Origin of the sequence: Lelliottia sp. SL45 (genome assembly GCF_026672535.1) — a bacterium.
Lineage (GTDB): Bacteria > Pseudomonadota > Gammaproteobacteria > Enterobacterales > Enterobacteriaceae > Enterobacter > Enterobacter nimipressuralis.
The window spans coordinates 2,182,532-2,204,008 of the sequence record NZ_JAPPRH010000003.1; the positions used below are offsets into that span (position 1 = coordinate 2,182,532).

Genomic DNA, 21,477 nt, shown 5'->3' on the forward strand with positions numbered 1-21,477 from the left:
CGTGGAGGGAGGTGAACCGCTGATGACCCTAACAGCGATAAGAGTTCCATCCTGGGTCCATGCGAAAGCGGTGGCCGTAATGGAGAAATATAAAAGGGGACAGCTGCATGCCCGGATGCATTACCAGCCTGGCCGTCTGAGCCTGAAAGTGACGCACCGCTGGCGCCTGCTCTCCAGAAACAACGGGCGTGACTGGGTGATTATCAGTCATGAGCGATACAACCGAATGAAAGATGGAGCGTGAATGAGTAAAGCAAAAGAGGTGATCGCCTGCGGGATGTGGGCGGAATTCCCTGATGTGCTGGTAACGCTCGAGCTGTGCCGGGTGTTTGCTCAGCGGGATAAGCGCAGCGTTCCGGCATCATTGCGGGGTTGCGCCAGGGCGCTGGCGGCCAGAGTTGAAAATGACAGGCTACAGGCCACGCTGCGAACAATGAGTAAAAGCCTTTTTCCGGAGACGCAGATAAGCCAGATACGCGACTGCATCAGGAAAATGGAAACGGCTGTGATAAGGGGTCTTCCGGATGCGATTGATAAACAGAAGCGTAAAAAACACTGACGAAGCTGCTGCGTGCAATGAAGCACTGCGGCAGCATGTCAGTCGATTCGGTGACTACGCCAGGCAGTACACACAGACCATGTACACGGTACAAGTCGGAAAAAAGAAAATTACCGTTGAGGTTATAACCCGCCGGAAAAGTTACGTCGCCAGGGCCATGAATGGTGCCAGGCGGCTTTACCGGCTATCAGGGGGTGATATGGAAGATTTGCTGGTTCCGTTAATTGTGATGTCCGTTCTCATTGTTGTTATAGCCGTTGCAGGTATTGCTGTGTGCGTTATGGATCGTCTGATTGATGACTAAATTTAGAGAAGAAAAAATGACCGAATTAACTGTAGTGAAAGATTTTGATTTCGATGGGCACGCCATTCGCACTATGAGCGATGGGATTGGTGAGGTGTGGTTTGTTGCAAAAGACGTGGCTGAAATTCTTGGTTATGGGCAAGCTACCGACATGACCCGTCGGCTGGATGACGATGAAAAGCAGACCCGCTTTGATCGCTGTTCCCAGAATAATCAGGTGCTTATAACTGAGTCTGGACTCTATAACGCCGTGCTGGGTTCGCAAAAGCCTGAAGCAAAGCGCTTTAAAAAATGGGTTACATCGGAAGTGCTGCCGACCATTCGTAAAACCGGCGGGTACAACCTGATACCGCAGACCTATTCTGACGCGCTCCTTGAGGCGGCCCAACAGGCCCGGCGGGCGGAGGATGCTGAAAAATTGCTGGAGAAAAAAGACGATCAATTCAAGTCTGTTCGCGGTTCTTACGGCAATCACGTCATGCAGCACAACAAATACAAGCACAGCAAAGGCGAAGGCTTCCGGCATGCCACCATCGCCCATGTAAAGGCGACGATTCCTGGCAAGTATCGCTGGCAGAACCTGGCTAACTACTGCAGCTATCACAATCTGCCAGTAGAGATCCTGACGCCACATTACCGGTCTGTTCCGCTGAACTCGTATCCAGCAGAGGCATGGATGGCGATTTATAACATCGATATTTCAGGGCTGTGAGCGCGACTGATTTTTGTTAATCAACCTGCGCCAGCTGCTGCGCGTATCCTGGTGGCTGGCCATAAAGAGAATGGCCGATGTACAAACTGACACTATCACCACAGGAAGTGGAAGAAATCACCGGTTACAGGCGCTACACGGCGCAACAGAACATGCTGCGATGCCACGGTATTCCGTTTGAGCCAGCCAGTAACAATCGTCCGATTGTCCTGCGCAAGCATGTTGCGGCCGCCGGTGCTCTTCCCCGGATTGATGAGTTTGTTTCCACCGAACCAGATTTTGGAGCACTGGAAAATGGGAAGACCACGCAAAGATCCAAAGGACAACCGGCTGCCTCCGCGCGTGCGGCCAAATAAATACAGCTACGTGTGGAAGCCGAAAGGCACTAAGCATAGCGTTACCCTGGCGCCGATCACCGGCACCAGCATGTCAAAACTCTGGCAGCGATACGAAGAAGAAAAAGCAAAACGCAACGACGTGATGACGGTAGCAAAGCTGTGGAATTTGTTTCTTGAATCACCGACGTTTACCGAGCTGGCGCCGCGTACACAGAAAGACTACCGGCAGCAGCAAAAAGCCCTGCTGGCTGTGTTCGGTAAAATGCGGGCGGATGACGTCAGGATCGAGCAGGTGCGGGTTTTTATGGATAAGCGCGGGATGGAGAGTAAGACGCAGGCCAATCACGAGCTGGCGAGTCTGAGCCGCGTTTATGGGTGGGGGTTTGAGCGTGGGTATGCGAAAGGAAATCCATGCAAAGGCGTGCGGAAATTTACGGCGGAGGCGCGGACGGTCTATATCACTGATGAGCAGTATGCGGCGATTTATGCCGAGGCGATCCCCGGCCTGCGGGTAGCGATGGAAATTTCTTATCTGTGCGCCGCGCGCCTGGGTGATGTTCTCGAGCTGCGCTGGAATGAGGTGATGGACAACGGGATCTACATCGAGCAGAACAAAACCGGCGCGAAGCAGATTAAAGAGTGGTCCCCTCGCCTGCGCAGCGCCCTGCAGCTGGCGCGTAATACGTTCGGCACCAGCGGAGATTGCGTGATCGCCACCAGCCAGGGCGGCAAAGTAACGCCAAAGACGCTGAACAATTGGTGGAACGCCGCAAAGCGCGCGGCAGAGCAGAAAGCTGGCGCACCGTTTGGCTGCACGTTCCACGATATCAAAGCGAAGGGGATTTCGGATTACGAGGGCAGCAGCCGGGATAAGCAACTTTTCTCCGGCCACAAAACGGAAAGTCAGGTGCTGGTCTATGACCGCAAGGTAAAAGTCACTCCGTCGCTAGATCTGCCAATGGTCGCAAAAAATTGACAAAAATTCTCGTCCGGGATTATAGTCCACCCACGCCAGCAAAATCTGGCGTCGGGATTTGCAACCCGGATGGATAGGCGACAACAGACGCGCCAGCGTCTTTTTTATTGTCGTTTGCTTTGCCACACCTTCGCATTATGGTGGGGCGTGCAGGGGCGGAGAGATCCGCGCCGGTCCTATTCCCGGTATTGCAAACCCTGTACGTCTCACCACCCAATCGAGATTTGCAACTCATCGGTGGTGATAACCTGTTCAGAATAGGATTATCTCATGAATACCGAACTCACATTTCGTACCCATACTTTCACGCCAGCCATCCGCGACAATAAGCTCTGGTTAACATCATCACAGATCGCAGAGGCACTCGAGTACTCCAGCACAAAATCCATAAGCAACCTTTATAACCAGAATGAAGACGAGTTTACACCGGAAATGACTCAGGTCACTGAATCAGTGACCTCAGGGAATTACAGAAAAAAGTCCGCATTTTCTCGCTGCGCGGCGCTCACCTGATCGCCATGTTCGCCAGAACGCCAGTTGCCAAAGAATTCCGCCGCTGGGTGCTGGACATACTGGATCGTGAAGTTGGTGAGCCTGTCGTTCAACCTGTTCGGTCGACACCATCGACAGAATGGACAGAGCGTCGCCCGGGCGAGATATATGCCTTCTGCGACGACTACGCCAACCGCGCTGAAATAATTTACTACCAGGATTTTAAGCCGATCTTCAGCAGGACACTTTCGAGTCGTGACATTGTGATCACGCCGGAAGGAATGATGGAGTGGCTGGAGATGCGCGGGCTGGTATTTTTTACGCGGGAAGAACTGAAAAAAATGACGATCGCGGATATTAATTTGCTGCTTTCGCAACACTGATTCACCGGGGATATACCAACAAAATATACCAACAGTATACCAACACCCCAAAAGCACAAGGGCTTACATTTCTGTAAGCCCTTGTTTTGTTTGGCGGAAGCGTAGAGATTCGAACTCTAGAACCCTTTCGGGTCGCCGGTTTTCAAGACCGGTGCCTTCAACCGCTCGGCCACGCTTCCGGTATGGGGCGCACTATAAACACCTCCGCACTTCGTGTAAAGCATCAATGTGTTCGTTTGCTTCAAAAATAGCCAAAACGGTGTTAATCGATTGAAATAACAACGCATTGACTATTTTGTCAGCACAAAATAGCCCATTTCCGGCTTAATGCTTTTTGATGTACATGTCCTTCGTGAAGTAATAACCCAGTTTATCCGGCGTAAATCCACCCACCCAAGGTTTAATTAAATGCGTACGGACGTAGTGATACACCGGAATAGCGGGCACATCCTGGCCCAACAGGTCTTCCGCCTGCTGGTAGAACTTGCCGCGCTCCTCGGTGGTTTTCGCTTTCGCCGCATCCACCAGCGCCTTGTCATAGGCCGGGTTGCTGTACTGGCTGGTATTTTCGCTGTCGCCGGTGCGGAAATTGTTCAGGAAGGTCGCGGCGTCATCGTAGTCGGCAATCCAGGCGTAGCGCACGGCATCAAAATTGTGCGTGTGCATGGTGTCCAGCATGGTTTTCCACTCCTGATTTTGCAGCTTCGCTTCCACGCCGAGATTTTTCTTCCACATTGAGCTGGCGGCGATGGCGATACGCTGATGGGATTCCGACGTGTTATAGAGCAGATTGAAACTGAGCGGATGGCTGTCGTTGAATCCCGCTTCGCTGAGCAGTTTTTTCGCCTCTGCGATGCGTTTGTCGATTGGCCAGCTCGCGTACTCCGGCGCCTTAAGTTTCACGCCGCCGATGTCCGGCTGACTGATCACCCATGCCGGGCGCTGTCCCTGCCCTAATACTTTCTCGGCAATAATGTCCTTATCCAGAGCCATGTTTAACGCTTTACGCACGCGCACGTCGTTGAACGGCGGTCGGGTGGTGTTGAATTCGTAGTAATAGGTGGCAAGCTGCGGGGAGACATCCAGCTCTGCGCCCAGCGTTTTCTTCAACTGGGCAAACTGGTTAATGGGCACCGTATAGACGATATCAATCTCACCCGCTTTGTAGCGGTTCACGTCCGAGGCTTCAGAAGTGATTGGCAGATACGTCACTTTATTGATCACCGTGTGGGCGTTATCCCAGTAGCGCGGGTTACGCTCAGCAACGATGCGTTCGTTGACCACCCACTGTGAGAGTTTGTACGCGCCGCTGCTGACAAAGTGCTCGGGTTTGGTCCACTTGTCGCCGAAGCGGCTTATCAGCACTTTATCGACCGGCACCAGCGACGGGTGCGCCAGCATGGCGAGGAACGCCGCATTCGGCTGTGTCAGCGTCACTTCGAGGGTGGTGTCGTTAATCGCCTTCACGCCCAGCGTGTCGGGCTTTTGCTTGCCCTGCGCGATATCGGTCGCATTCACAATATGCATGTTGCCAGGGTAACTGGCGTAGGGTGACGCGGTGTTAGGATCAACCAGACGCTGCCAGCTCCAGACAATATCCTGAGCGGTAATCGCAGAGCCGTCACTCCAGGTGATGCCAGGACGCAAGTGGAAGGTCCAGACGGTGTTGTCTTTATTTTCCCATTTCTCTGCCAGGCGCGGCTGAATTTCCCCCGCCGGTGAGACACTCACCAGCCCTTCGAACAAATCACTGATAATATTGAATTCGACATCGCTTTCGACTTTGTGGGGATCGAGCGATGCCGGCTCACTGCCGTTATTCCTGACCAGTTCCTGTTTCTCTGCCAGCTGCGTTCCTGCTGGTACACTGGCCGCCCAGGCCGTTGTGCTGGCGCACAAGATCCCTGCCGTCAGTAAAGAGAGTGTAAAGTGAGTGCGTGATGCTGATTTCATTGTTTCGCCTTATTGTGGGTTTTTGACGATGCGTATTCACTCTTAGCGCTCAAAGATAAATAAGGCAATATTTTTCAGTAACCTATAAGATGTTGATCTGATTAAATTCGTCAAACCGATATTCATTCTGTTGAAATGGATTTCTTTGAAACAAAGCACCAGCACAGGCCTTAAGGTGCTGAGTAAAGATGGGTAAAACCACTTTGTAACTGGCAAGACCTTTCTTATTCTTGCCGTTAATTACATCTGTCATAAGAGAGTGACTCATGGATCGTATTATTAGTTCTTCACGCGACCGCACATCGCTACTCAGCACCCACAAAGTGCTGCGCAATACCTATTTCATGCTCAGCCTGACCCTGGCGTTTTCCGCCATTACCGCAACGGCCAGCACCGTGCTGATGCTGCCGTCTCCGGGCCTGATTCTGACACTGGTGGGCATGTATGGTCTGATGTTCCTGACCTACAAAACCGCTGACAAACCGATTGGTATTCTGTCTGCGTTCGCTTTCACCGGCTTCCTGGGTTATATCCTGGGACCGATCCTCAACGCCTATCTGTCTGCGGGGATGGGTGATGTGATTGGCATGGCGCTGGGTGGTACGGCACTGGTGTTCTTCTGCTGCTCCGCTTACGTCCTGACGACCCGTAAAGACATGTCTTTCCTCGGCGGAATGCTGATGGCGGGTATCGTGATTGTACTGGTCGGCATGGTGGCAAACATCTTCCTGCAGCTGCCTGCCCTGCACCTGGCGATTAGCGCGGTGTTCATCCTGATCTCCTCCGGGGCGATCCTGTATGAAACCAGCAACATCATTCACGGCGGCGAAACGAACTACATTCGCGCTACCGTGAGCCTGTATGTGTCGCTGTACAACATCTTCGTCAGCCTGTTGAGCATCCTGGGCTTCGCCAGCCGCGATTAACAGACAGTGCGTCGAATCAAGCCCCGCTTATGCGGGGCTTTGTTTTTTGGTACACTGCGCGGGTTTTCGATTGACGTGTGAATGACTATGTTGAGCTTTGAAGGTAAAGAGATAGAAACCGATAACGACGGCTATCTGAAAGAGAGCAGCCTGTGGAGCGAAGGCCTTGCAGAGGTGATTGCCGAGAAAGAGGCTATTACCCTGACGCCGGAGCACTGGGAAGTAGTGCGCTTTGTGCGCGACTTTTATCTGGAATTCAACACCTCTCCCGCCATCCGTATGCTGGTGAAGGCGATGGCCAACAAGTTTGGCGAAGAGAAAGGCAATAGCCGCTATCTGTATCGCCTGTTCCCGAAAGGGCCAGCGAAACAGGCGACCAAAATCGCCGGTTTGCCCAAGCCCGTGAAGTGTATTTAATAGCGAATACCGAAATCCACATAGTCGCGGCCGGGTTGATGCGGTTCGGTTAATACCTTTTCAACCCGCGCGCTACGTGGCCCGCCCGCTTTCAGCCAGGCGACCAGTTTTTCGACTTGCTCAGCGTCGCCACAGGCCACCACCTCCACGCTGCCGTCATCCATATTGCGCGCATAGCCCGTCAGCCCAAGCTGTAACGCTTCGCGCTGCGTACTGTAGCGAAACCCGACGCCCTGAACGGTGCCGTGAACCCAGGCGATTGTGCAGACTTTTGACATCATCGTTCCCCTTAATCCTGTCTGGCGCGTTGCATTTCCCCACTGAACTCGGGAAAATGGCCGCCAATTCATTGAATCAACAGAATAGCAAATTATGAGTGTACGTTTAGTGTTAGCCAAAGGGCGCGAGAAATCATTATTGCGCCGTCATCCCTGGGTGTTTTCTGGTGCCGTTGCCCGCATGGAAGGGAAAGCCAGCCTCGGTGAAACCATCGATATTGTTGACCATCAGGGGAAATGGTTAGCGCGCGGCGCATACTCGCCTGCTTCACAGATCCGTGCGCGTGTCTGGAGCTTTGATAAAGACGAAACCATCGATATCGCCTTCTTCACCCGCCGTTTACAGCAGGCGCAGGAGTGGCGTGACTGGCTGGCGAAACGTGACGGGCTGGACAGCTATCGACTGATTGCCGGCGAGTCCGACGGTCTGCCGGGCGTGACCATCGACCGCTTCGGCAACTTCCTGGTGCTTCAGCTCCTGAGCGCAGGCGCAGAGTATCAGCGCGCCGCGTTAATCAGTGCCCTGCAGGGCCTTTACCCAGACTGCGCTATTTACGATCGCAGCGATGTCGCAGTGCGTAAAAAAGAGGGGATGGAGCTGACGCAAGGTCCGGTCACCGGTGAACTGCCGCCTGCCCTGCTGCCTATTGAAGAGCATGGTATGAAGCTGTACGTCGACATCCGGGGTGGCCATAAAACCGGCTATTACCTCGATCAGCGCGACAGCCGCCTGGCGACGCGCCAGTACGTTGCGAATAAACGCGTGCTGAACTGCTTCTCCTACACCGGCGGATTTGCCGTTTCGGCACTGATGGGCGGGTGCAGCCAGGTGGTCAGCGTCGACACCTCGCAGGAAGCGCTGGACGTGGCGAAACAGAACGTTGAGCTGAACAAGCTGGATCTGAGCAAAGCCGAATTTGTCCGCGATGACGTGTTCAAGCTGCTGCGCAAATACCGCGATCAGGGGGAGAAATTCGATGTCATCGTGATGGACCCGCCGAAGTTCGTGGAAAACAAAAGCCAGCTGATGGGCGCCTGCCGTGGCTATAAAGACATCAACATGCTTGCCATTCAGCTGCTCAATCCAGGCGGTATTTTGCTGACCTTCTCCTGCTCAGGCCTGATGACCACCGATTTATTTCAGAAACTGATCGCAGATGCCGCTGTAGATGCGGGCCGTGATGTACAATTTATAGAGCAGTTCCGTCAGGCGGCCGATCATCCGGTGATCGCTACCTACCCGGAAGGGCTGTATCTGAAAGGGTTTGCCTGTCGCGTCATGTAGCTTGAAAAGTGGAATGTTGCCCATACATCGGATGTAAGTAACATTTCCCGGGAGGTGACTATGATTGCCAGCAAATACGGTATCGGCCAGCAGGTGCGCCACTCCCTGTTAGGGTATCTGGGTGTGGTGGTGGATATTGACCCGGAATACTCCCTTGATGAACCGTCAGCGGATGAGCTGGCGGTAAACGCCGAGCTTCGCGCCGCACCCTGGTACCATGTGGTTATGGAAGACGACGATGGCGAGCCGGTTCACACTTATCTCGCCGAAGCGCAGTTAAGCAGTGAGCTGCAAAAGGAACATCCGGAGCAGCCTTCAATGGATGAACTGGCCCAGACCATCCGCAATCAGCTCCAGGCCCCGCGCCTGCGGAACTAACCTGAAAAAAGCCCGAATCGCTCGGGCTTTTTTTATTACTTCGCCAGACCCAGACGCGGAATATCAATCGCCGGGCAGCGATCCATCACCACGTTTAATCCCGCATCACGCGCCAGCACGGCCGCCTGTTCGTTAATCACGCCCAGCTGCATCCACAAGGTTTTCGCCCCAATGGCAATCGCTTCTTGCGCCACACCCCAGGCCGCCTCGGAGTTACGGAACACATCTACCATATCTACCTTTTCAGGCACATCCGCGAGAGTGGCATACCCCTGCTGCCCCAGCAGAGTTTTACCCGCGACTTTTGGTGACACGGGGATGACGTGATAGCCCTGGTCGAGAAGATATTTCATCACCCGATAGCTCGGGCGATCGGGTTTATCACTGGCGCCCACCAGCGCGATGGTATGGGTCGAGGTCAGAATGCCGACAATATCGTTCTCTTTCATAATGTTTCTCCTGGCTTTTTTCTAAGTGTACGTCAAAGCACATCAGGCAACCATTCATCCCATACATCTGTATGAGGGCAAAACCCGGGAATATGTCTATATGTTAGTAAACGTGTTTATCGAAAAATTTAGATACATTATTACGACGAAAGACTTTTCGACAGGAGCATCCTATGAAGACCGGCATTGCCTCTGCTGTGATTGCATTATTGATGCCGGTCTGCGTATATGCCACGACGCTGCGATTATCTACCGACATCGATCTGCTGGTGCTGGACGGTAAAAAAGTGTCCAGTTCGCTCCTGCGCGGTGCCGACAGCATTGAGCTGGATAACGGGCCGCACCAGATCGTCTTTCGCGTCGAAAAAAACATTCGCCTCTCCAACCACGAACAACGTCTCTATATCTCTCCGCCGCTGGTGGTGAGCTTCAACACTCAGAAGATCAGTCAAGTTAATTTTAATCTACCGCGGCTGGAAACGGAAAAAGAGTCCGACGCTTTTGAGGCCGCACCGAAACTGGAATTGCTCGATGGCGATGCGATGCCCATTCCGGTGAAACTGGATATTCTCGCCCTCACCAAAACGCCAAAGGGGCTGGATTACGAAGCGGATACGGAGCGCTATAACAAAGCGGGTAAAACGGCGTCACTGCCGAAATTTGCAACCATGATGGCGGATGACAGCACGCTGCTGTCCGGTGTTTCGGAGCTGGACGTTATTCCGCCGCAGTCGCAGACGCTTACCGAGCAGCGTCTCAAATTTTGGTTCCAGCAGGCCGATCCCGACACCCGCACGCGATTTTTACAGTGGGCAAAGCAACAACCTTCGTCTTAAGCCGCATTTTTTTGCCCTTTCTCTTGCAGCCTCAGGCGGTTCCCGTCATCGTGTAGCCAGTTAACCTGAACCTGACGGAAAGAGATTATGGAACTGACGACACGTACCCTGCCAGAGCGCAAACACATTGCTCTGGTCGCGCACGATCACTGCAAAAAAATGCTGCTGAACTGGGTTCAGCGCCACAAGGCCCTGCTTGAAAAGCACATCCTTTCGGCAACGGGCACCACCGGCAATCTGATCCAACGTGAAACCGGATTAAACGTGAACGCCATGCTGAGCGGCCCGATGGGTGGCGACCAGCAGGTGGGCGCGCAGATTTCGGAAGGGAAAATTGATGTGCTGATTTTCTTCTGGGACCCGCTGAACGCGGTGCCGCACGATCCGGATGTGAAGGCCTTGCTGCGCCTGGCCACCGTCTGGAATATCCCGGTCGCCACTAACCTCTCTACGGCGGACTTTATTATTGAGTCACCGCAGTTCAACGCGCCGATTGAGATCCTGATTCCGGATTATCCGCGCTATCTGGCTGAGCGCTTGAAGTAAGTGTTTGCCGGGCGGCGGCTCCGCCTGTCCCGGCTTTTATCCTTAAGGTTTCTTCGCCACCGGCACATCGATATTCTTCAGAATCTCCACGAAGCGTGAAGGTTCGTCTTTGTTAAACAGCAGCCAGACGCGATGCCGTGCGCGGGTGATGGCCACATACAGAAGACGTCGCTCTTCTGCATCCGGGAAATCCTCTACCACAGGCAACAGCGCCTGCTCCATCACTGATTCCCGAGCCGGTGCCGGGAAGCCGTCACTCCCCTCCTGCAGCCCCAGTACAATCACGTAATCTGCCTGTTGCCCTTTGCTGGCATGAATGGTCATGAAATCGAGCGTAAGTTTTGGCCAGCGCGTGGCGGCTTTCTCGAGGATCGCCGGTTTCAGGTGGTGATAGCGCGCCAGGACTAAAATCCGCTCCTCGGCTTTGACATACCCACTCATCTTATCAAGCAAGGGTTCCAGCTGATCCTGGGGCAACAGCGTCACCGCTTTTTTATCCCCGGCGGAGAGACTGTTCAGGGGTTTCACCAGCTGATGGGGGTTCTGCTGAATAAAGCGGTTGGCGATTTCGCCGATGCGCGAGTTAAAACGGTACGTGGTGTCGAGATCGCTGCGGTCACCCTCGCCAAAATAGTGGTGAAACGCCGTGGTCAGGGACAGCTGCGCGCCGCTAAAGCGATAAATTGCCTGCCAGTCATCGCCCACCGCGAAGAGTGAGGTGTGTTTGTTTTGCGCGCGCAGCGCCGCCAGCAGCGCCGCACGCTGTGGGGAGATATCCTGAAACTCGTCCACCAGAATATGCTTCCACGGACTCACGAAACGCCCCTTTTCGAGGATGATAATTGCCTGATGAATTAACCCCGAGAAATCCACAGCATTCTCTTCTTTCAGCGCTGATTTCCAGGCTTTGAGAAGCGGGGCTAGCAGTTTGACGCGTTTGGAAAACAGGGCCCGCACCTCTTCTGGCGCATTCTCAATCATCTCCGCTTGTGAGCCACCGTGCATGCGCATCAGGCTCACCCAGCGATCGAGGCGCGAACCGAGACGGCGCGCCAGTTTCTCATCCTGCCAGAAACTGCCTTCCGGCACAGTCCAGTTCAACTCTTCTTCCAGCCACTGCCGCCACCCTTTTGCCTGCGCCTTTTTCTCACTGCATTGCTGCTGCCATGTGGTGACAAACAGCGACAGCCTGGCCTGGGTGTCGTTTTCCAGCTGACTGATAACCGGCACTTTTTTGCTGCCCTGCTGGATAATATACAGCGCCAGCGCATGGAAGGTTCGCGCGCTGATATCACGCGTGTGCAAACGTTCCTGAATGCGCTCGTCCATCTCCTGCGCCGCCTTGCGGCCAAAGGCCAGGAGCAAAATCTGATCCGCCGTTGCTTCACCTCGGGCGAGCAACCATCCAGCTCGCGCCACCAGCACAGAGGTCTTACCGCTGCCCGCACCCGCAAGTACCAGCAGCGAGTGCTCTCCGTTCACCACCGCACGCGCCTGAGCCGGATTTAACGGCGACGATTCGATATTTTTGAAAAACTCAGCGTGCTGGGCCAGCATCTCATCCGTCCAGGCCTGGTTGTGCGCCAGTCGGCTTCGATCGATATCCGTCAGCCATGCTTTACATTTGCGCCACGGCTCGCGGCAGTTTTCAAACTCATCAAGACGAGAAACAGGCAGTGGCAGCGCGGTCAGCGCCTGCTGAATGCGCTGCTGCATCCCCGCCGTCTGGGCGCGGGTCAGCCATTTTTTTTGCTCCTGACTCTCCGCGATATCCGCCAAAACCTGCTGCAATACCTGCTCGGCCACCAGGCTCATCTCTGTGCTCCACTGCTGCCAGAGAGAATTCAGATGATGATGAAAGCGCTGAGTTTCAGCCCATTCCGTACCGTGCAGACGCACGACTTTATCGGCAGGCAGGACGAACTCCAGCTCGCCCCACACCAGGCCGCGCTTGCAGTGAATGGCCAGCAACTGATTGAATGGAATAAGATATTCGTGGCGTTCGCCGGAAACTTTCACCCCGGCGTTGAGTAGGACAACCTTGTCGTACGGATGTTGCGCCAGGCGCTTGCCTAATGATGTTGCTTTTAGTTCCATGTCCAGCCTGATCCACGAAGTGATAGTTTGCTCATTAGTTTAACCGCCAGTTTTCAGGTGCTCCAGCCTAAAAAAACGTTACAATCATCAGGCTTTAATCATATCGAAAGGAAGTGAGAGTTTATGCGTACCGTTCTGAATATTTTGAATTTTGTCCTTGGCGGTTTTGCCACCACTCTTTCCTGGCTTTTCGCCACTCTGGTCAGCATCGTGCTGATCTTCACGCTTCCCCTGACGCGTTCGTGCTGGGAGATCACCAAACTCTCGCTGGTGCCCTACGGAAATGAAGCGGTTCACGTTGATGAACTCAACCCGGACAGCAAAAGTGTGCTGATGAATACGGGCGGCACGCTGCTTAATATTTTATGGCTGATCTTCTTTGGCTGGTGGTTGTGCCTGATGCACATCGCGGTCGGGATTACCCAGTGTATTACGATTATTGGTATCCCGGTCGGTATCGCCAACTTCAAGATTGCCGCGATTGCGCTCTGGCCCGTCGGTCGCCGCGTGGTTCCCGTGGAAGTCGCCCAGGCCGCACGCGAAGCCAATGCCCGTCGTCGTTTTCAGTAAATAAGGATACGCCGCCTTTATGCTAAGCCCTTTGCTTCGCAGATACACATGGAACAGTGCCTGGCTCTATAACGTCAGGATTTTTATCGCGCTTTGCGGTGCGGCTGCCGTGCCGTGGTGGCTGGGTGAGATTAAGCTCACGATCCCTCTCACTCTGGGAGTGGTAGCCGGAGCACTGGCGGATCTGGACGATCGTCTGGCCGGGCGGCTGCGTAACCTGGTGATTACGCTGATCTGCTTTTTCATCGCCTCCGCGTCTGTAGAACTGCTCTTCCCGTGGCCCTGGCTTTTTGCCCTTGGGCTGATGATCTCCACCAGCGGTTTTATTTTGCTGGGCGGGCTGGGGCAGCGCTACGCCACCATTGCCTTTGGCGCGTTGCTGATTGCGATCTATACCATGCTGGGCGTTTCCCTCTACGACCAGTGGTACCAACAGCCCCTGCTGCTGTTGGTGGGCGCAATCTGGTATAACCTGCTCACCTTAACCGGGCACCTTATCTTTCCGATTCGCCCTTTGCAGGATAACCTCGCCCGCAGCTATGAACAGCTGGCGCACTACCTGGAACTTAAATCCAGGCTCTTCGATCCGGACATTGAAGAAGAGAGCCAGGCGCCGCTTTACGATCTGGCGCTGGCTAACGGCCAGTTGGTTACCACGCTGAATCAAACCAAAGCCTCTCTGCTGACGCGTCTTCGTGGCGATCGCGGCCAGCGCGGCACGCGGCAAACGCTGCATTACTACTTCGTCGCCCAGGATATACATGAACGCGCCAGCTCATCGCATATCCAGTACGCCGCGCTGCGCGAGAAGTTTCGCTATAGCGACGTGATGTTCCGCTTCCAGCGGATGCTGTCGATGCAGTCTCAGGCCTGCCAGCAACTTGCACGATCGATTCTGCTGCGTACCCCCTACCAGCACGATCCTCGCTTCGAGCGTGCGTTCAGCCATCTTGATGCGGCGCTCGATCGGGTGCAGGCCAGCGGCACATCGCCAGAACAGATGAAAGCGCTGGGGTTCTTGCTCAGCAATTTACGCGCCATCGATGCGCAGCTCGCGACAATTCAGTCTGAACAGGCGCTGTCAGTGCCGGGTAGTGAGGTCGAAAATCAGCTTGCCGATGACAGTCCGCACGGCTTCGCGGATATGTGGCTGCGGTTAAGCCGCAACTTCACACCGGAATCGGCGCTGTTCCGCCATGCCGTGAGAATGTCTGCCGTGCTGTGCGTCGGTTACGCCTTTATCCAGATAACCGGCCTGCATCACGGCTACTGGATTTTGCTCACCAGCCTGTTTGTTTGCCAGCCGAACTATAACGCCACCCGCCATCGACTCGCGCTACGCGTAATCGGCACGCTGGTCGGCGTCGCAATCGGCCTGCCCGTGCTGTACTTTGTTCCTTCCGTTGAAGGGCAACTCATCCTGATAGTCATTACGGGCGTGCTGTTCTTCGCCTTCCGAAATGTTCAGTATGCCCATGCCACCATGTTTATTACCCTGCTGGTGCTGCTGTGCTTTAACCTGCTGGGCGAAGGGTTCGAAGTCGCCCTGCCACGCGTGATCGATACGTTGATAGGCTGCGCGATTGCCTGGGCCGCGGTCAGTTTTATCTGGCCGGACTGGCGTTTTCGCAATCTGCCACGCGCCCTGGATCTCGCCATGAATGCGAACTGTCGCTATCTGGATGCGATCCTTGAGCAATATCATCAGGGCCGCGATAACCGTCTGGCGTATCGCATTGCCCGACGGGATGCCCATAACCGCGATGCAGAACTGGCGTCGGTGGTGTCAAACATGTCAACGGAGCCGCGTGCTACCGCAGAAATCCGGGAAGTCGCCTTTCGTCTGCTGTGTCTGAACCACACCTTCACCAGTTACATTTCAACGTTGGGCGCGCATCGTGAGCAGCTAACCGATCCAAACATCCTCGCACTGTTGGATGACGCGGTATGCTACGTTGACGATGCTCTCCATCATCGTCCCGCAGACGAACCGCGCGTGCAGAGTGCCATAGACGAACTGAGCCAGCGCATTGCGCATTGCGATCCTGGTTCGGATAACAAGGCGCCACTCATACTCCAACAAATCGGTCTGCTCATTGCACTTCTGCCCGAAATCTGCCGGTTGCAGCAGCAGATTGCTACCTATCGGAATGATTATCCGGGAGTAAAGGAAGCGCATTAAACCACTCCGTTAGCTCCCGGCGTCTGACCGTCGGGAGCGCAGCTTCATGCGTTCCTTCTATTGCCCCTGCCAGCGCAAACAACACTCTGATCCCCAGGTTCTTATTTCTGGCCCGGATTTTCAGCCAGCACTCCTCTGCCCCTAGCGCCCTCAGCATGGTTTCACTGGTGACGCCAGCTTCGCAGAGAAGCACTTCAATCTGAAACGTCAGGTTGGGCAAATCTTTAAGTCGCCGCCTCTGATGCCGTAGAGAGCGCTCCTGACGGGCGGCTTCAAGTGCAAAACTGGAAAGTTGCAATAACCTTTCCCTGTCCTGCCATAGCCCGTCATCCACCCGGTAATAGTTCAGTAGTACAGGCCTGCCCCGTTTTAATAGGGTTAAAAATGAAGAGGACTGTTTTACACAGTACTGAGCGCTTTGTTCACAGGCACGCAGGTAAAGCTCACCATCAGAGACCATCGCAAACACGGCTTCATTCACCGCCAGGGTATACCCGCCGAAAAGGGCACGATGATGGATTTCACCCAACGGAGAGAGGTATTCCTGGGACTTATAGATCCGTTCATAAGATATCTTTTTCATGATATTCACCATATAAATCAAACATTAACGATGTGTTTTTCTTACTACCGGATCCGTTAGCAGGAAAATAGAAAACTTATTGTCACTCGGCAAGATTATTTTGCAGGACACGCCAATATCGAACCAATTTTGCGAGACGCTTTCCGAAAATGAGGTTGATCTTTAGACGTACAGGGGTTACTGTATATTCATACAGTAACTACAGGGCTGGAATGATTATGCACACTTCAAACTATGCAAATCGCTTAACCTCTTTTTCTTCTTCCGCGGGTAATGGCGCGCAGAAAACCTCCGGGCGTGTGTCTACCGGTTTGATCAGTGAAATCGTATATCGCGAAGACCAGCCCTTGATGACGCAGCTGCTTTTATTGCCGCTTTTACAACAACTTGGTCAGCAGTCACGCTGGCAGCTGTGGTTAACCCCGCAGCAGAAATTGAGCCGCGAATGGGTGCAGTCGGCGGGTCTGCCGCTCACCAAAATGATGCAAAGCAGCCTGGTTTCGCCATGTCATACGGTTGATTCGATGGTTCGCGCTTTGCGCACCGGAAATTACAGTGTGGTAATCGGTTGGTTGTCAGAGGAATTGACGGAGGAAGAGCATTTTCGTCTGGCTGAAGCTGCTGAAGAAGGTGATGCGATCGGGTTCATTATGCGCCCAATTCGTCTTGATTCTCTCGGCAGAGGACACCTGTCCGGGCTAAAAATTCACTCTAATTTGTATCATTGAGTAAATTTAAGAGTATTCCTGGAACTTTTTTTGACAGTCGTAAGTGCAAATAGTTCCTTGACTAAAAACTTCGACAACGCTTGTCTGGCGCGGTTTCCGTTAATTTTACTGCATAAAATACTCGCAAAAAATGTTAAATATTTTGTATACGGAACTTTTTTTTTCATATGCCTGACAGAGTTCACACTTGTAAGTTTTCAACTACGTTGTAGACTTTACATCGCCAGGGGTGCTCGGTCTAAGCCGAAGATATCGGTAGAGTTACTAGTTTGAGCTCGCCCCCCGGTGAAGGATTTAACCGTGATTTCTCGACGAGATCTTCATGGCGATTTTTGGATGATAACGAGGCGCAAAAAATGAAAAAGACAGCTATCGCGATTGCAGTGGCACTGGCTGGCTTCGCTACCGTAGCGCAGGCCGCTCCGAAAGATAATACCTGGTATGCAGGTGGCAAACTGGGCTGGTCTCAGTTCCACGACACTGGCTGGTACAACAGCTCCCTGAACAACGATGGCCCAACTCACGAAAGCCAGCTCGGTGCAGGTGCGTTTGGTGGCTATCAGGTTAACCCGTATGTTGGCTTTGAAATGGGTTACGACTGGTTAGGTCGTATGCCATACAAAGGCGACACCGTTAACGGCGCATTCAAAGCTCAAGGCGTACAGCTGACCGCTAAACTGGGTTACCCAGTGACTGACGATCTGGACGTTTATACTCGTCTGGGCGGCATGGTATGGCGCGCTGACTCCAGCAACAGCGTTGCTGGCGACGACCACGACACTGGTGTTTCTCCAGTATTCGCTGGTGGCGTAGAGTGGGCAATGACCCGTGACATCGCTACCCGTCTGGAATACCAGTGGGTTAACAACATCGGCGACGGTAACACCGTTGGCGTTCGTCCTGACAACGGCATGCTGAGCGTAGGTGTTTCCTACCGTTTCGGCCAGCAGGAAGATGCAGCTCCGATCGTTGCTCCAGCTCCGGCTCCAGCTCCAGAAGTACAGACCAAGCACTTCACTCTGAAGTCTGACGTTCTGTTCAACTTCAACAAAGCAACTCTGAAACCAGAAGGTCAGCAGGCACTGGATCAGCTGTACACCCAGCTGAGCAACCTCGACCCTAAAGATGGTTCTGTAGTTGTTCTGGGCTTCACCGACCGTATCGGTTCTGACGCATACAACCAGAACCTGTCCGAGAAACGTGCTCAGTCTGTAGTTGATTACCTGGTATCTAAAGGTATCCCAGCTAACAAGATCTCCCCACGTGGTATGGGCGAATCTAACCCAGTGACTGGCAATACCTGTGACAACGTGAAAGCTCGCGCTGCACTGATCGACTGCCTGGCACCAGATCGTCGCGTTGAGATCGAAGTTAAAGGTATCAAAGACGTTGTAACTCAGCCTGCGGCATAAGTTATCGTCTTATAAAAAAACCCCGCTATGCGGGGTTTTTTATTGGCCAAAGAAAATGAGAAACTATTTTTTACCCAGCATCGCCTGAAGGTCATTTTTAAGCGTAGACATCTGGCTCGCGTATTTCTCTTTATGCTCCGCATCTTCAATGAGCTGGACGATCGTTTCCGATAAGGTTTTCCCGCGCCGTTGAGCAAGCCCCGCTAATCGCTGCCAGACCATAAACTCCAGGTCGATAGACTTCTTACGCGTGTGCTGATGCTCCGCGTTGAAATGGCGTTTGCGGCGCGCACGAATGGTCTGCTTCATGCGGTTTAGCAGAGCAGGATTGATGTGTTTCTCGATCCAGCCGTTGACCTGCACCGGCTCATTTTCGAGGGTCAGCAATAAATCTACCGCTTCTTTTGCAGCACTGGCTTCGATGTAGCAGGTGATCAGCTCGCCTTCTCGATGCTTTTTGACCAGATACTTCCATTTCCAGCCGCTTTCGAGATTTTCCAGTTGTTGATATTTCATCGCGATCTCAGTGTTACCTCGTAACTATGTTCAGAATATCAGTTTTTTGGCAATCTGCTGAAAAGAAATCATATCCTGTGACCCCTTACCGCGCATTCCCCGCCTGAAATCCCTAATACCACGTGGGAATGGGTCAAGGCTTGCGGTATAATCCACCGTTTTACATCTAACTAAAAAACATCAACTTTGACCATTACGAAACTAGCATGGCGTGACCTGGTTCCTGATACTGAGAGCTATCAGGAACTGTTTGCACAGCCAGACCTCGCAAAAGAACACGACTTCATCCTTAGCGATACGCAACCGCGTTTACATTACGCGCTTGAACAGACGTTAAGCCCATGGACAACCTCCCCCTTCATGTTACTGAAGGCGCCAGAAGAAGCTGAATACCTGGCTCTGATGGCCGATGCCGTGCGTCAATTGCAACCAGAAACGGACACCGTTTTTGGCGGACAATATCGTATCGTGGGAAGTGATGTCACTTTCGAACCCGCCACGCAGGCTGATGATAATTTTGCCGCTACCGGCGAGGTCATTACTGCCGAGTGGGCCGAAGCGGAGCAATTGTTTGGCTGTCTTCGTCACTTTAACGGTCAGCTCAGTATCCAGCCGGGCCTGGTGCACAAAGCCAACGGCGGTGTCCTGATCATCTCTCTGCGAACGCTGCTTGCACAGCCGCTGCTGTGGATGCGTCTGAAGAACATTGTGGCACATCAGCGTTTCGACTGGATTGCCTATGATGAGTCCCGCCCGCTGCCTGTCGCCATTCCATCGATGCCCCTGTCACTGAAAGTGATTTTGGCTGGCGATCGTGAGTCTCTGGCGGATTTCCAGGAGATGGAGCCGGAACTTGCCGATCAGGCCGTTTACACCGAATTTGAAGATAACATCCAGATCGCCGATGCAGACGACGTGACACAATGGTGCCAATGGGTGCTGACCGTCGCGGCACGTTATGCTCTTCCGATCCCTGCCGCAGATGCCTGGACAGGTCTTATTCGTGAAGCTGCACGTGACACGGGCGATCAGGAAACTCTGCCACTCTGTCCGCTGTGGATCAGCAAGCAACTGCGCGAAACAGGCGTCATTAGCGGGCCGGGTACTTTTACCCGTGAGCAGTTCGCCCAGATGCTGGCACAGCGCGAATGGCGGGAAGGATATCTCGCGGATCGTATGCAGGATGAAATCCTGCTGGAACAGATCCTCGTGGAAACCGAAGGCGAGCGTGTGGGGCAAATCAACGCCCTGTCCGTCATTGAGTTCCCTGGTCATCCGCGTGCCTTTGGCGAACCTTCACGTATCAGCTGCGTCATCCACATTGGCGACGGCGAATTTACTGACGTTGAGCGCAAAGCCGAGCTGGGCGGGAATATTCATGCTAAGGGCATGATGATTATGCAGGCCTTCCTGATGTCACAGCTTCAGCTGGAGCAACAGCTACCCTTCTCCGCCTCACTGACCTTTGAGCAGTCTTACAGTGAAGTGGACGGCGACAGCGCGTCTATGGCTGAGCTTTGTGCTGTTATCAGTGCGCTTGCGGATGTGCCGGTTAATCAAAGCATTGCTATCACCGGCTCTGTCGATCAGTTTGGTCGTGCTCAGCCGGTTGGCGGTCTGAATGAGAAAATCGAAGGCTTCTTCTCTATTTGCCAGCAGCGTGGATTGAGTGGCAAACAGGGCGTGATTATTCCTGCGCCAAACGCACGTCATCTGAGCCTGAGCCAGGCGGTACTGGATGCGGTGGATGCAGAGCAATTCAGTATCTGGGCCATCGACGATGTCACGGATGCGCTACCCTTACTGACAAATCAGGTCTGGGATGGCGAAGTGCAAACAACGCTGATGCAAACTATCCAGGAGCGTATCGCTCAGGCGATGCAACAGGATGCTCGTCATCGTTATCCATGGCCGTTACGCTGGTTAAGCTGGTTTAGCCCGAACTGATCGGACTTGTTCAGCGTACACGTGTTAGCTATCCTGCGTGCTTCACTAAAATAAGGCTTACTGAGAACATGGTAGATAAACGCGAATCCTATACAAAAGAAGATCTTCTTGCCTCTGGTCGTGGTGAACTGTTCGGCGCTAAAGGCCCGCAGTTACCGGCACCTAGCATGCTGATGATGGACCGTGTCGTGAAAATGACCGAAACCGGCGGCAACTTTGACAAGGGTTACGTGGAAGCGGAACTCGATATCAATCCAGACCTGTGGTTCTTCGGTTGCCACTTTATCGGCGATCCGGTAATGCCTGGCTGTTTAGGCCTGGATGCGATGTGGCAGCTGGTTGGCTTCTATCTCGGCTGGCTGGGCGGCGAAGGCAAAGGCCGCGCGCTGGGCGTAGGTGAAGTGAAATTCACCGGTCAGGTTCTGCCTTCCGCGAAGAAAGTTACCTACCGTATTCACTTCAAACGCATCGTGAACCGTCGTCTGGTGATGGGTCTGGCAGACGGTGAAGTGCTGGTTGATGGCCGTGTGATCTATACCGCCAGTGACCTGAAAGTCGGTCTGTTCCAGGACACTTCTGCGTTCTGATTTTGCTTAAGTAGTGCTTGAGC

At 53.4% G+C, this 21,477-nt stretch carries 23 protein-coding genes, 1 tRNA gene and 2 pseudogenes; 19 read left to right on the forward strand and 7 right to left on the reverse strand.

From position 1 onward, the window contains the following. Positions 1–22 precede the first annotated feature (22 nt). From OVA10_RS16855 to OVA10_RS16885, 7 genes and pseudogenes are all read left to right on the forward strand, one after another. Positions 23–244 carry a ParE family toxin-like protein gene (locus tag OVA10_RS16855; RefSeq protein ID WP_442787618.1) on the forward strand — a complete coding sequence of 74 codons (222 nt, stop codon included), beginning with the start codon at positions 23–25 and terminating at the stop codon, positions 242–244. Then, positions 245–559, forward strand: a complete 315-nt coding sequence (locus OVA10_RS16860) for a DUF7740 domain-containing protein (RefSeq protein WP_268196484.1) — start codon at positions 245–247, stop codon at positions 557–559. Next, positions 525–689 (forward strand): annotated as a pseudogene (locus OVA10_RS16865) (DUF4060 family protein); the annotation flags it as partial. The gene OVA10_RS16860 and the pseudogene OVA10_RS16865, both read left to right, overlap by 35 nt. A gap of 166 nt (positions 690–855) precedes the next feature. Continuing rightward, a complete protein-coding gene (locus OVA10_RS16870; protein WP_268196885.1) occupies positions 856–1,575 on the forward strand; it encodes a BRO-N domain-containing protein in 720 nt (239 codons plus the stop codon). 77 nt (positions 1,576–1,652) lie between these two features. Further along, entirely contained in the window at positions 1,653–1,931 is a 279-nt protein-coding gene (locus OVA10_RS16875; protein WP_268196485.1) for a DUF4224 domain-containing protein, read from the forward strand. Beyond that, positions 1,870–2,889 carry a tyrosine-type recombinase/integrase gene (locus OVA10_RS16880; protein ID WP_268196486.1) on the forward strand — a complete coding sequence of 340 codons (1,020 nt, stop codon included), beginning with the start codon at positions 1,870–1,872 and terminating at the stop codon, positions 2,887–2,889. The genes OVA10_RS16875 and OVA10_RS16880 overlap by 62 nt, the downstream gene beginning before the upstream one ends. 270 nt (positions 2,890–3,159) lie before the next feature. After that, positions 3,160–3,476 (forward strand): annotated as a pseudogene (locus OVA10_RS16885) (BRO-N domain-containing protein); the annotation flags it as partial. Between the two features lie 379 nt (positions 3,477–3,855). Here the strand turns inward: OVA10_RS16885 and OVA10_RS16890 are convergent. Together OVA10_RS16890 and OVA10_RS16895 are read right to left on the reverse strand one after the other, a co-directional pair. Continuing rightward, a tRNA-Ser gene (locus OVA10_RS16890) sits at positions 3,856–3,943 on the reverse strand. Positions 3,944–4,088: 145 nt separating this feature from the next. Continuing rightward, positions 4,089–5,717, reverse strand: a complete 1,629-nt coding sequence (locus OVA10_RS16895; RefSeq protein WP_107703911.1) for an ABC transporter substrate-binding protein — start codon at positions 5,715–5,717, stop codon at positions 4,089–4,091. Between the two features lie 266 nt (positions 5,718–5,983). Here OVA10_RS16895 and yccA point away from each other — a divergent pair, with 266 nt between their 5' ends. Both yccA and tusE read left to right on the forward strand, forming a co-directional pair. Beyond that, a complete protein-coding gene (gene yccA, locus OVA10_RS16900; protein WP_100780672.1) occupies positions 5,984–6,643 on the forward strand; it encodes an FtsH protease modulator YccA in 660 nt (219 codons plus the stop codon). 87 nt (positions 6,644–6,730) lie between these two features. After that, entirely contained in the window at positions 6,731–7,060 is a 330-nt protein-coding gene (gene tusE, locus OVA10_RS16905; protein ID WP_268196907.1) for a sulfurtransferase TusE, read from the forward strand. Here the strand turns inward: tusE and yccX are convergent. Next, positions 7,057–7,338, reverse strand: a complete 282-nt coding sequence (gene yccX, locus OVA10_RS16910) for an acylphosphatase (RefSeq protein WP_100780674.1) — start codon at positions 7,336–7,338, stop codon at positions 7,057–7,059. The genes tusE and yccX overlap by 4 nt on opposite strands. Before the next feature lie 94 nt (positions 7,339–7,432). Here yccX and rlmI point away from each other — a divergent pair, with 94 nt between their 5' ends. Beyond that, complete coding sequence (rlmI, locus tag OVA10_RS16915; RefSeq protein ID WP_268196487.1) at positions 7,433–8,623, forward strand: 23S rRNA (cytosine(1962)-C(5))-methyltransferase RlmI; 1,191 nt, start codon at positions 7,433–7,435, stop codon at positions 8,621–8,623. A gap of 60 nt (positions 8,624–8,683) precedes the next feature. Next, the gene (gene hspQ / locus OVA10_RS16920) at positions 8,684–9,001 is read left to right on the forward strand and encodes a heat shock protein HspQ (protein ID WP_268196488.1); all 318 of its coding nucleotides are present in this window, start codon (positions 8,684–8,686) and stop codon (positions 8,999–9,001) included. A gap of 35 nt (positions 9,002–9,036) precedes the next feature. Here the strand turns inward: hspQ and OVA10_RS16925 are convergent, their stop codons facing one another. Next, the gene (locus tag OVA10_RS16925) at positions 9,037–9,450 is read right to left on the reverse strand and encodes a CoA-binding protein (RefSeq protein ID WP_100780677.1); all 414 of its coding nucleotides are present in this window, start codon (positions 9,448–9,450) and stop codon (positions 9,037–9,039) included. A gap of 173 nt (positions 9,451–9,623) precedes the next feature. On the opposite strand from OVA10_RS16925, the gene csgI reads away from it, so the two are divergent. Both csgI and mgsA read left to right on the forward strand, forming a co-directional pair. Then, entirely contained in the window at positions 9,624–10,286 is a 663-nt protein-coding gene (csgI, locus tag OVA10_RS16930) for a curli synthesis inhibitor (protein WP_100780678.1), read from the forward strand. Positions 10,287–10,373: 87 nt separating this feature from the next. Beyond that, positions 10,374–10,832 (forward strand): methylglyoxal synthase, encoded by a 459-nt coding sequence (mgsA, locus tag OVA10_RS16935; protein ID WP_268196489.1) that lies wholly within the window; start codon positions 10,374–10,376, stop codon positions 10,830–10,832. A gap of 42 nt (positions 10,833–10,874) precedes the next feature. Here mgsA and helD read toward each other — a convergent pair whose 3' ends face one another. After that, complete coding sequence (helD, locus tag OVA10_RS16940; protein WP_248859933.1) at positions 10,875–12,929, reverse strand: DNA helicase IV; 2,055 nt, start codon at positions 12,927–12,929, stop codon at positions 10,875–10,877. Positions 12,930–13,052: 123 nt separating this feature from the next. Here helD and OVA10_RS16945 point away from each other — a divergent pair, with 123 nt between their 5' ends. Together OVA10_RS16945 and yccS are read left to right on the forward strand one after the other, a co-directional pair. Beyond that, positions 13,053–13,499, forward strand: a complete 447-nt coding sequence (locus tag OVA10_RS16945; protein WP_100780681.1) for a YccF domain-containing protein — start codon at positions 13,053–13,055, stop codon at positions 13,497–13,499. 19 nt (positions 13,500–13,518) lie between these two features. Further along, on the forward strand, positions 13,519–15,681 hold the full coding sequence (gene yccS / locus OVA10_RS16950; RefSeq protein ID WP_268196490.1) for a YccS family putative transporter: 2,163 nt from the start codon (positions 13,519–13,521) through the stop codon (positions 15,679–15,681). Here the strand turns inward: yccS and OVA10_RS16955 are convergent. Then, a complete protein-coding gene (locus OVA10_RS16955; protein WP_248859929.1) occupies positions 15,638–16,264 on the reverse strand; it encodes a TfoX/Sxy family DNA transformation protein in 627 nt (208 codons plus the stop codon). The two genes, yccS and OVA10_RS16955, sit on opposite strands and share 44 nt — an antisense overlap. Before the next feature lie 218 nt (positions 16,265–16,482). Between OVA10_RS16955 and sulA the strand changes: the two genes are divergently transcribed. Then, positions 16,483–16,992, forward strand: coding sequence for an SOS-induced cell division inhibitor SulA (gene sulA, locus OVA10_RS16960; RefSeq protein WP_181827581.1), 510 nt, complete (start codon positions 16,483–16,485; stop codon positions 16,990–16,992). 356 nt (positions 16,993–17,348) lie between these two features. Continuing rightward, entirely contained in the window at positions 17,349–18,404 is a 1,056-nt protein-coding gene (gene ompA, locus OVA10_RS16965; RefSeq protein ID WP_181827580.1) for a porin OmpA, read from the forward strand. A gap of 63 nt (positions 18,405–18,467) precedes the next feature. On the opposite strand, the gene matP is transcribed toward ompA, so the two are convergent. Further along, the gene (matP, locus tag OVA10_RS16970) at positions 18,468–18,920 is read right to left on the reverse strand and encodes a macrodomain Ter protein MatP (RefSeq protein ID WP_100780685.1); all 453 of its coding nucleotides are present in this window, start codon (positions 18,918–18,920) and stop codon (positions 18,468–18,470) included. Positions 18,921–19,106: 186 nt separating this feature from the next. On the opposite strand from matP, the gene OVA10_RS16975 reads away from it, so the two are divergent. Both OVA10_RS16975 and fabA read left to right on the forward strand, forming a co-directional pair. After that, entirely contained in the window at positions 19,107–20,867 is a 1,761-nt protein-coding gene (locus OVA10_RS16975) for a Lon protease family protein (protein WP_268196491.1), read from the forward strand. Positions 20,868–20,935: 68 nt separating this feature from the next. After that, the gene (gene fabA / locus OVA10_RS16980) at positions 20,936–21,454 is read left to right on the forward strand and encodes a bifunctional 3-hydroxydecanoyl-ACP dehydratase/trans-2-decenoyl-ACP isomerase (protein ID WP_064325594.1); all 519 of its coding nucleotides are present in this window, start codon (positions 20,936–20,938) and stop codon (positions 21,452–21,454) included. The last annotated feature ends 23 nt before the right edge of the window (positions 21,455–21,477 follow it).

Excerpts from the sequence above, each read along its gene's own strand:
- OVA10_RS16880 (WP_268196486.1), top strand. The coding sequence starts at position 1,870 with ATGGGAAGACCACGCAAAGATCCAAAGGACAACCGGCTGCCTCCGCGC.
- OVA10_RS16875 (WP_268196485.1), top strand. The coding sequence starts at position 1,653 with ATGTACAAACTGACACTATCACCACAGGAAGTGGAAGAAATCACCGGT.
- fabA (WP_064325594.1), top strand. The coding sequence starts at position 20,936 with ATGGTAGATAAACGCGAATCCTATACAAAAGAAGATCTTCTTGCCTCT.
- OVA10_RS16945 (WP_100780681.1), top strand. The coding sequence starts at position 13,053 with ATGCGTACCGTTCTGAATATTTTGAATTTTGTCCTTGGCGGTTTTGCC.
- hspQ (WP_268196488.1), top strand. The coding sequence starts at position 8,684 with ATGATTGCCAGCAAATACGGTATCGGCCAGCAGGTGCGCCACTCCCTG.
- sulA (WP_181827581.1), top strand. The coding sequence starts at position 16,483 with ATGCACACTTCAAACTATGCAAATCGCTTAACCTCTTTTTCTTCTTCC.
- OVA10_RS16895 (WP_107703911.1), bottom strand. The coding sequence starts at position 5,717 with ATGAAATCAGCATCACGCACTCACTTTACACTCTCTTTACTGACGGCA.
- yccS (WP_268196490.1), top strand. The coding sequence starts at position 13,519 with ATGCTAAGCCCTTTGCTTCGCAGATACACATGGAACAGTGCCTGGCTC.
- OVA10_RS16855 (WP_442787618.1), top strand. The coding sequence starts at position 23 with ATGACCCTAACAGCGATAAGAGTTCCATCCTGGGTCCATGCGAAAGCG.
- yccA (WP_100780672.1), top strand. The coding sequence starts at position 5,984 with ATGGATCGTATTATTAGTTCTTCACGCGACCGCACATCGCTACTCAGC.
- OVA10_RS16870 (WP_268196885.1), top strand. The coding sequence starts at position 856 with ATGACTAAATTTAGAGAAGAAAAAATGACCGAATTAACTGTAGTGAAA.
- ompA (WP_181827580.1), top strand. The coding sequence starts at position 17,349 with ATGAAAAAGACAGCTATCGCGATTGCAGTGGCACTGGCTGGCTTCGCT.
- csgI (WP_100780678.1), top strand. The coding sequence starts at position 9,624 with ATGAAGACCGGCATTGCCTCTGCTGTGATTGCATTATTGATGCCGGTC.
- rlmI (WP_268196487.1), top strand. The coding sequence starts at position 7,433 with ATGAGTGTACGTTTAGTGTTAGCCAAAGGGCGCGAGAAATCATTATTG.
- OVA10_RS16860 (WP_268196484.1), top strand. The coding sequence starts at position 245 with ATGAGTAAAGCAAAAGAGGTGATCGCCTGCGGGATGTGGGCGGAATTC.
- tusE (WP_268196907.1), top strand. The coding sequence starts at position 6,731 with ATGTTGAGCTTTGAAGGTAAAGAGATAGAAACCGATAACGACGGCTAT.
- helD (WP_248859933.1), bottom strand. The coding sequence starts at position 12,929 with ATGGAACTAAAAGCAACATCATTAGGCAAGCGCCTGGCGCAACATCCG.
- yccX (WP_100780674.1), bottom strand. The coding sequence starts at position 7,338 with ATGTCAAAAGTCTGCACAATCGCCTGGGTTCACGGCACCGTTCAGGGC.
- mgsA (WP_268196489.1), top strand. The coding sequence starts at position 10,374 with ATGGAACTGACGACACGTACCCTGCCAGAGCGCAAACACATTGCTCTG.
- matP (WP_100780685.1), bottom strand. The coding sequence starts at position 18,920 with ATGAAATATCAACAACTGGAAAATCTCGAAAGCGGCTGGAAATGGAAG.
- OVA10_RS16925 (WP_100780677.1), bottom strand. The coding sequence starts at position 9,450 with ATGAAAGAGAACGATATTGTCGGCATTCTGACCTCGACCCATACCATC.
- OVA10_RS16955 (WP_248859929.1), bottom strand. The coding sequence starts at position 16,264 with ATGAAAAAGATATCTTATGAACGGATCTATAAGTCCCAGGAATACCTC.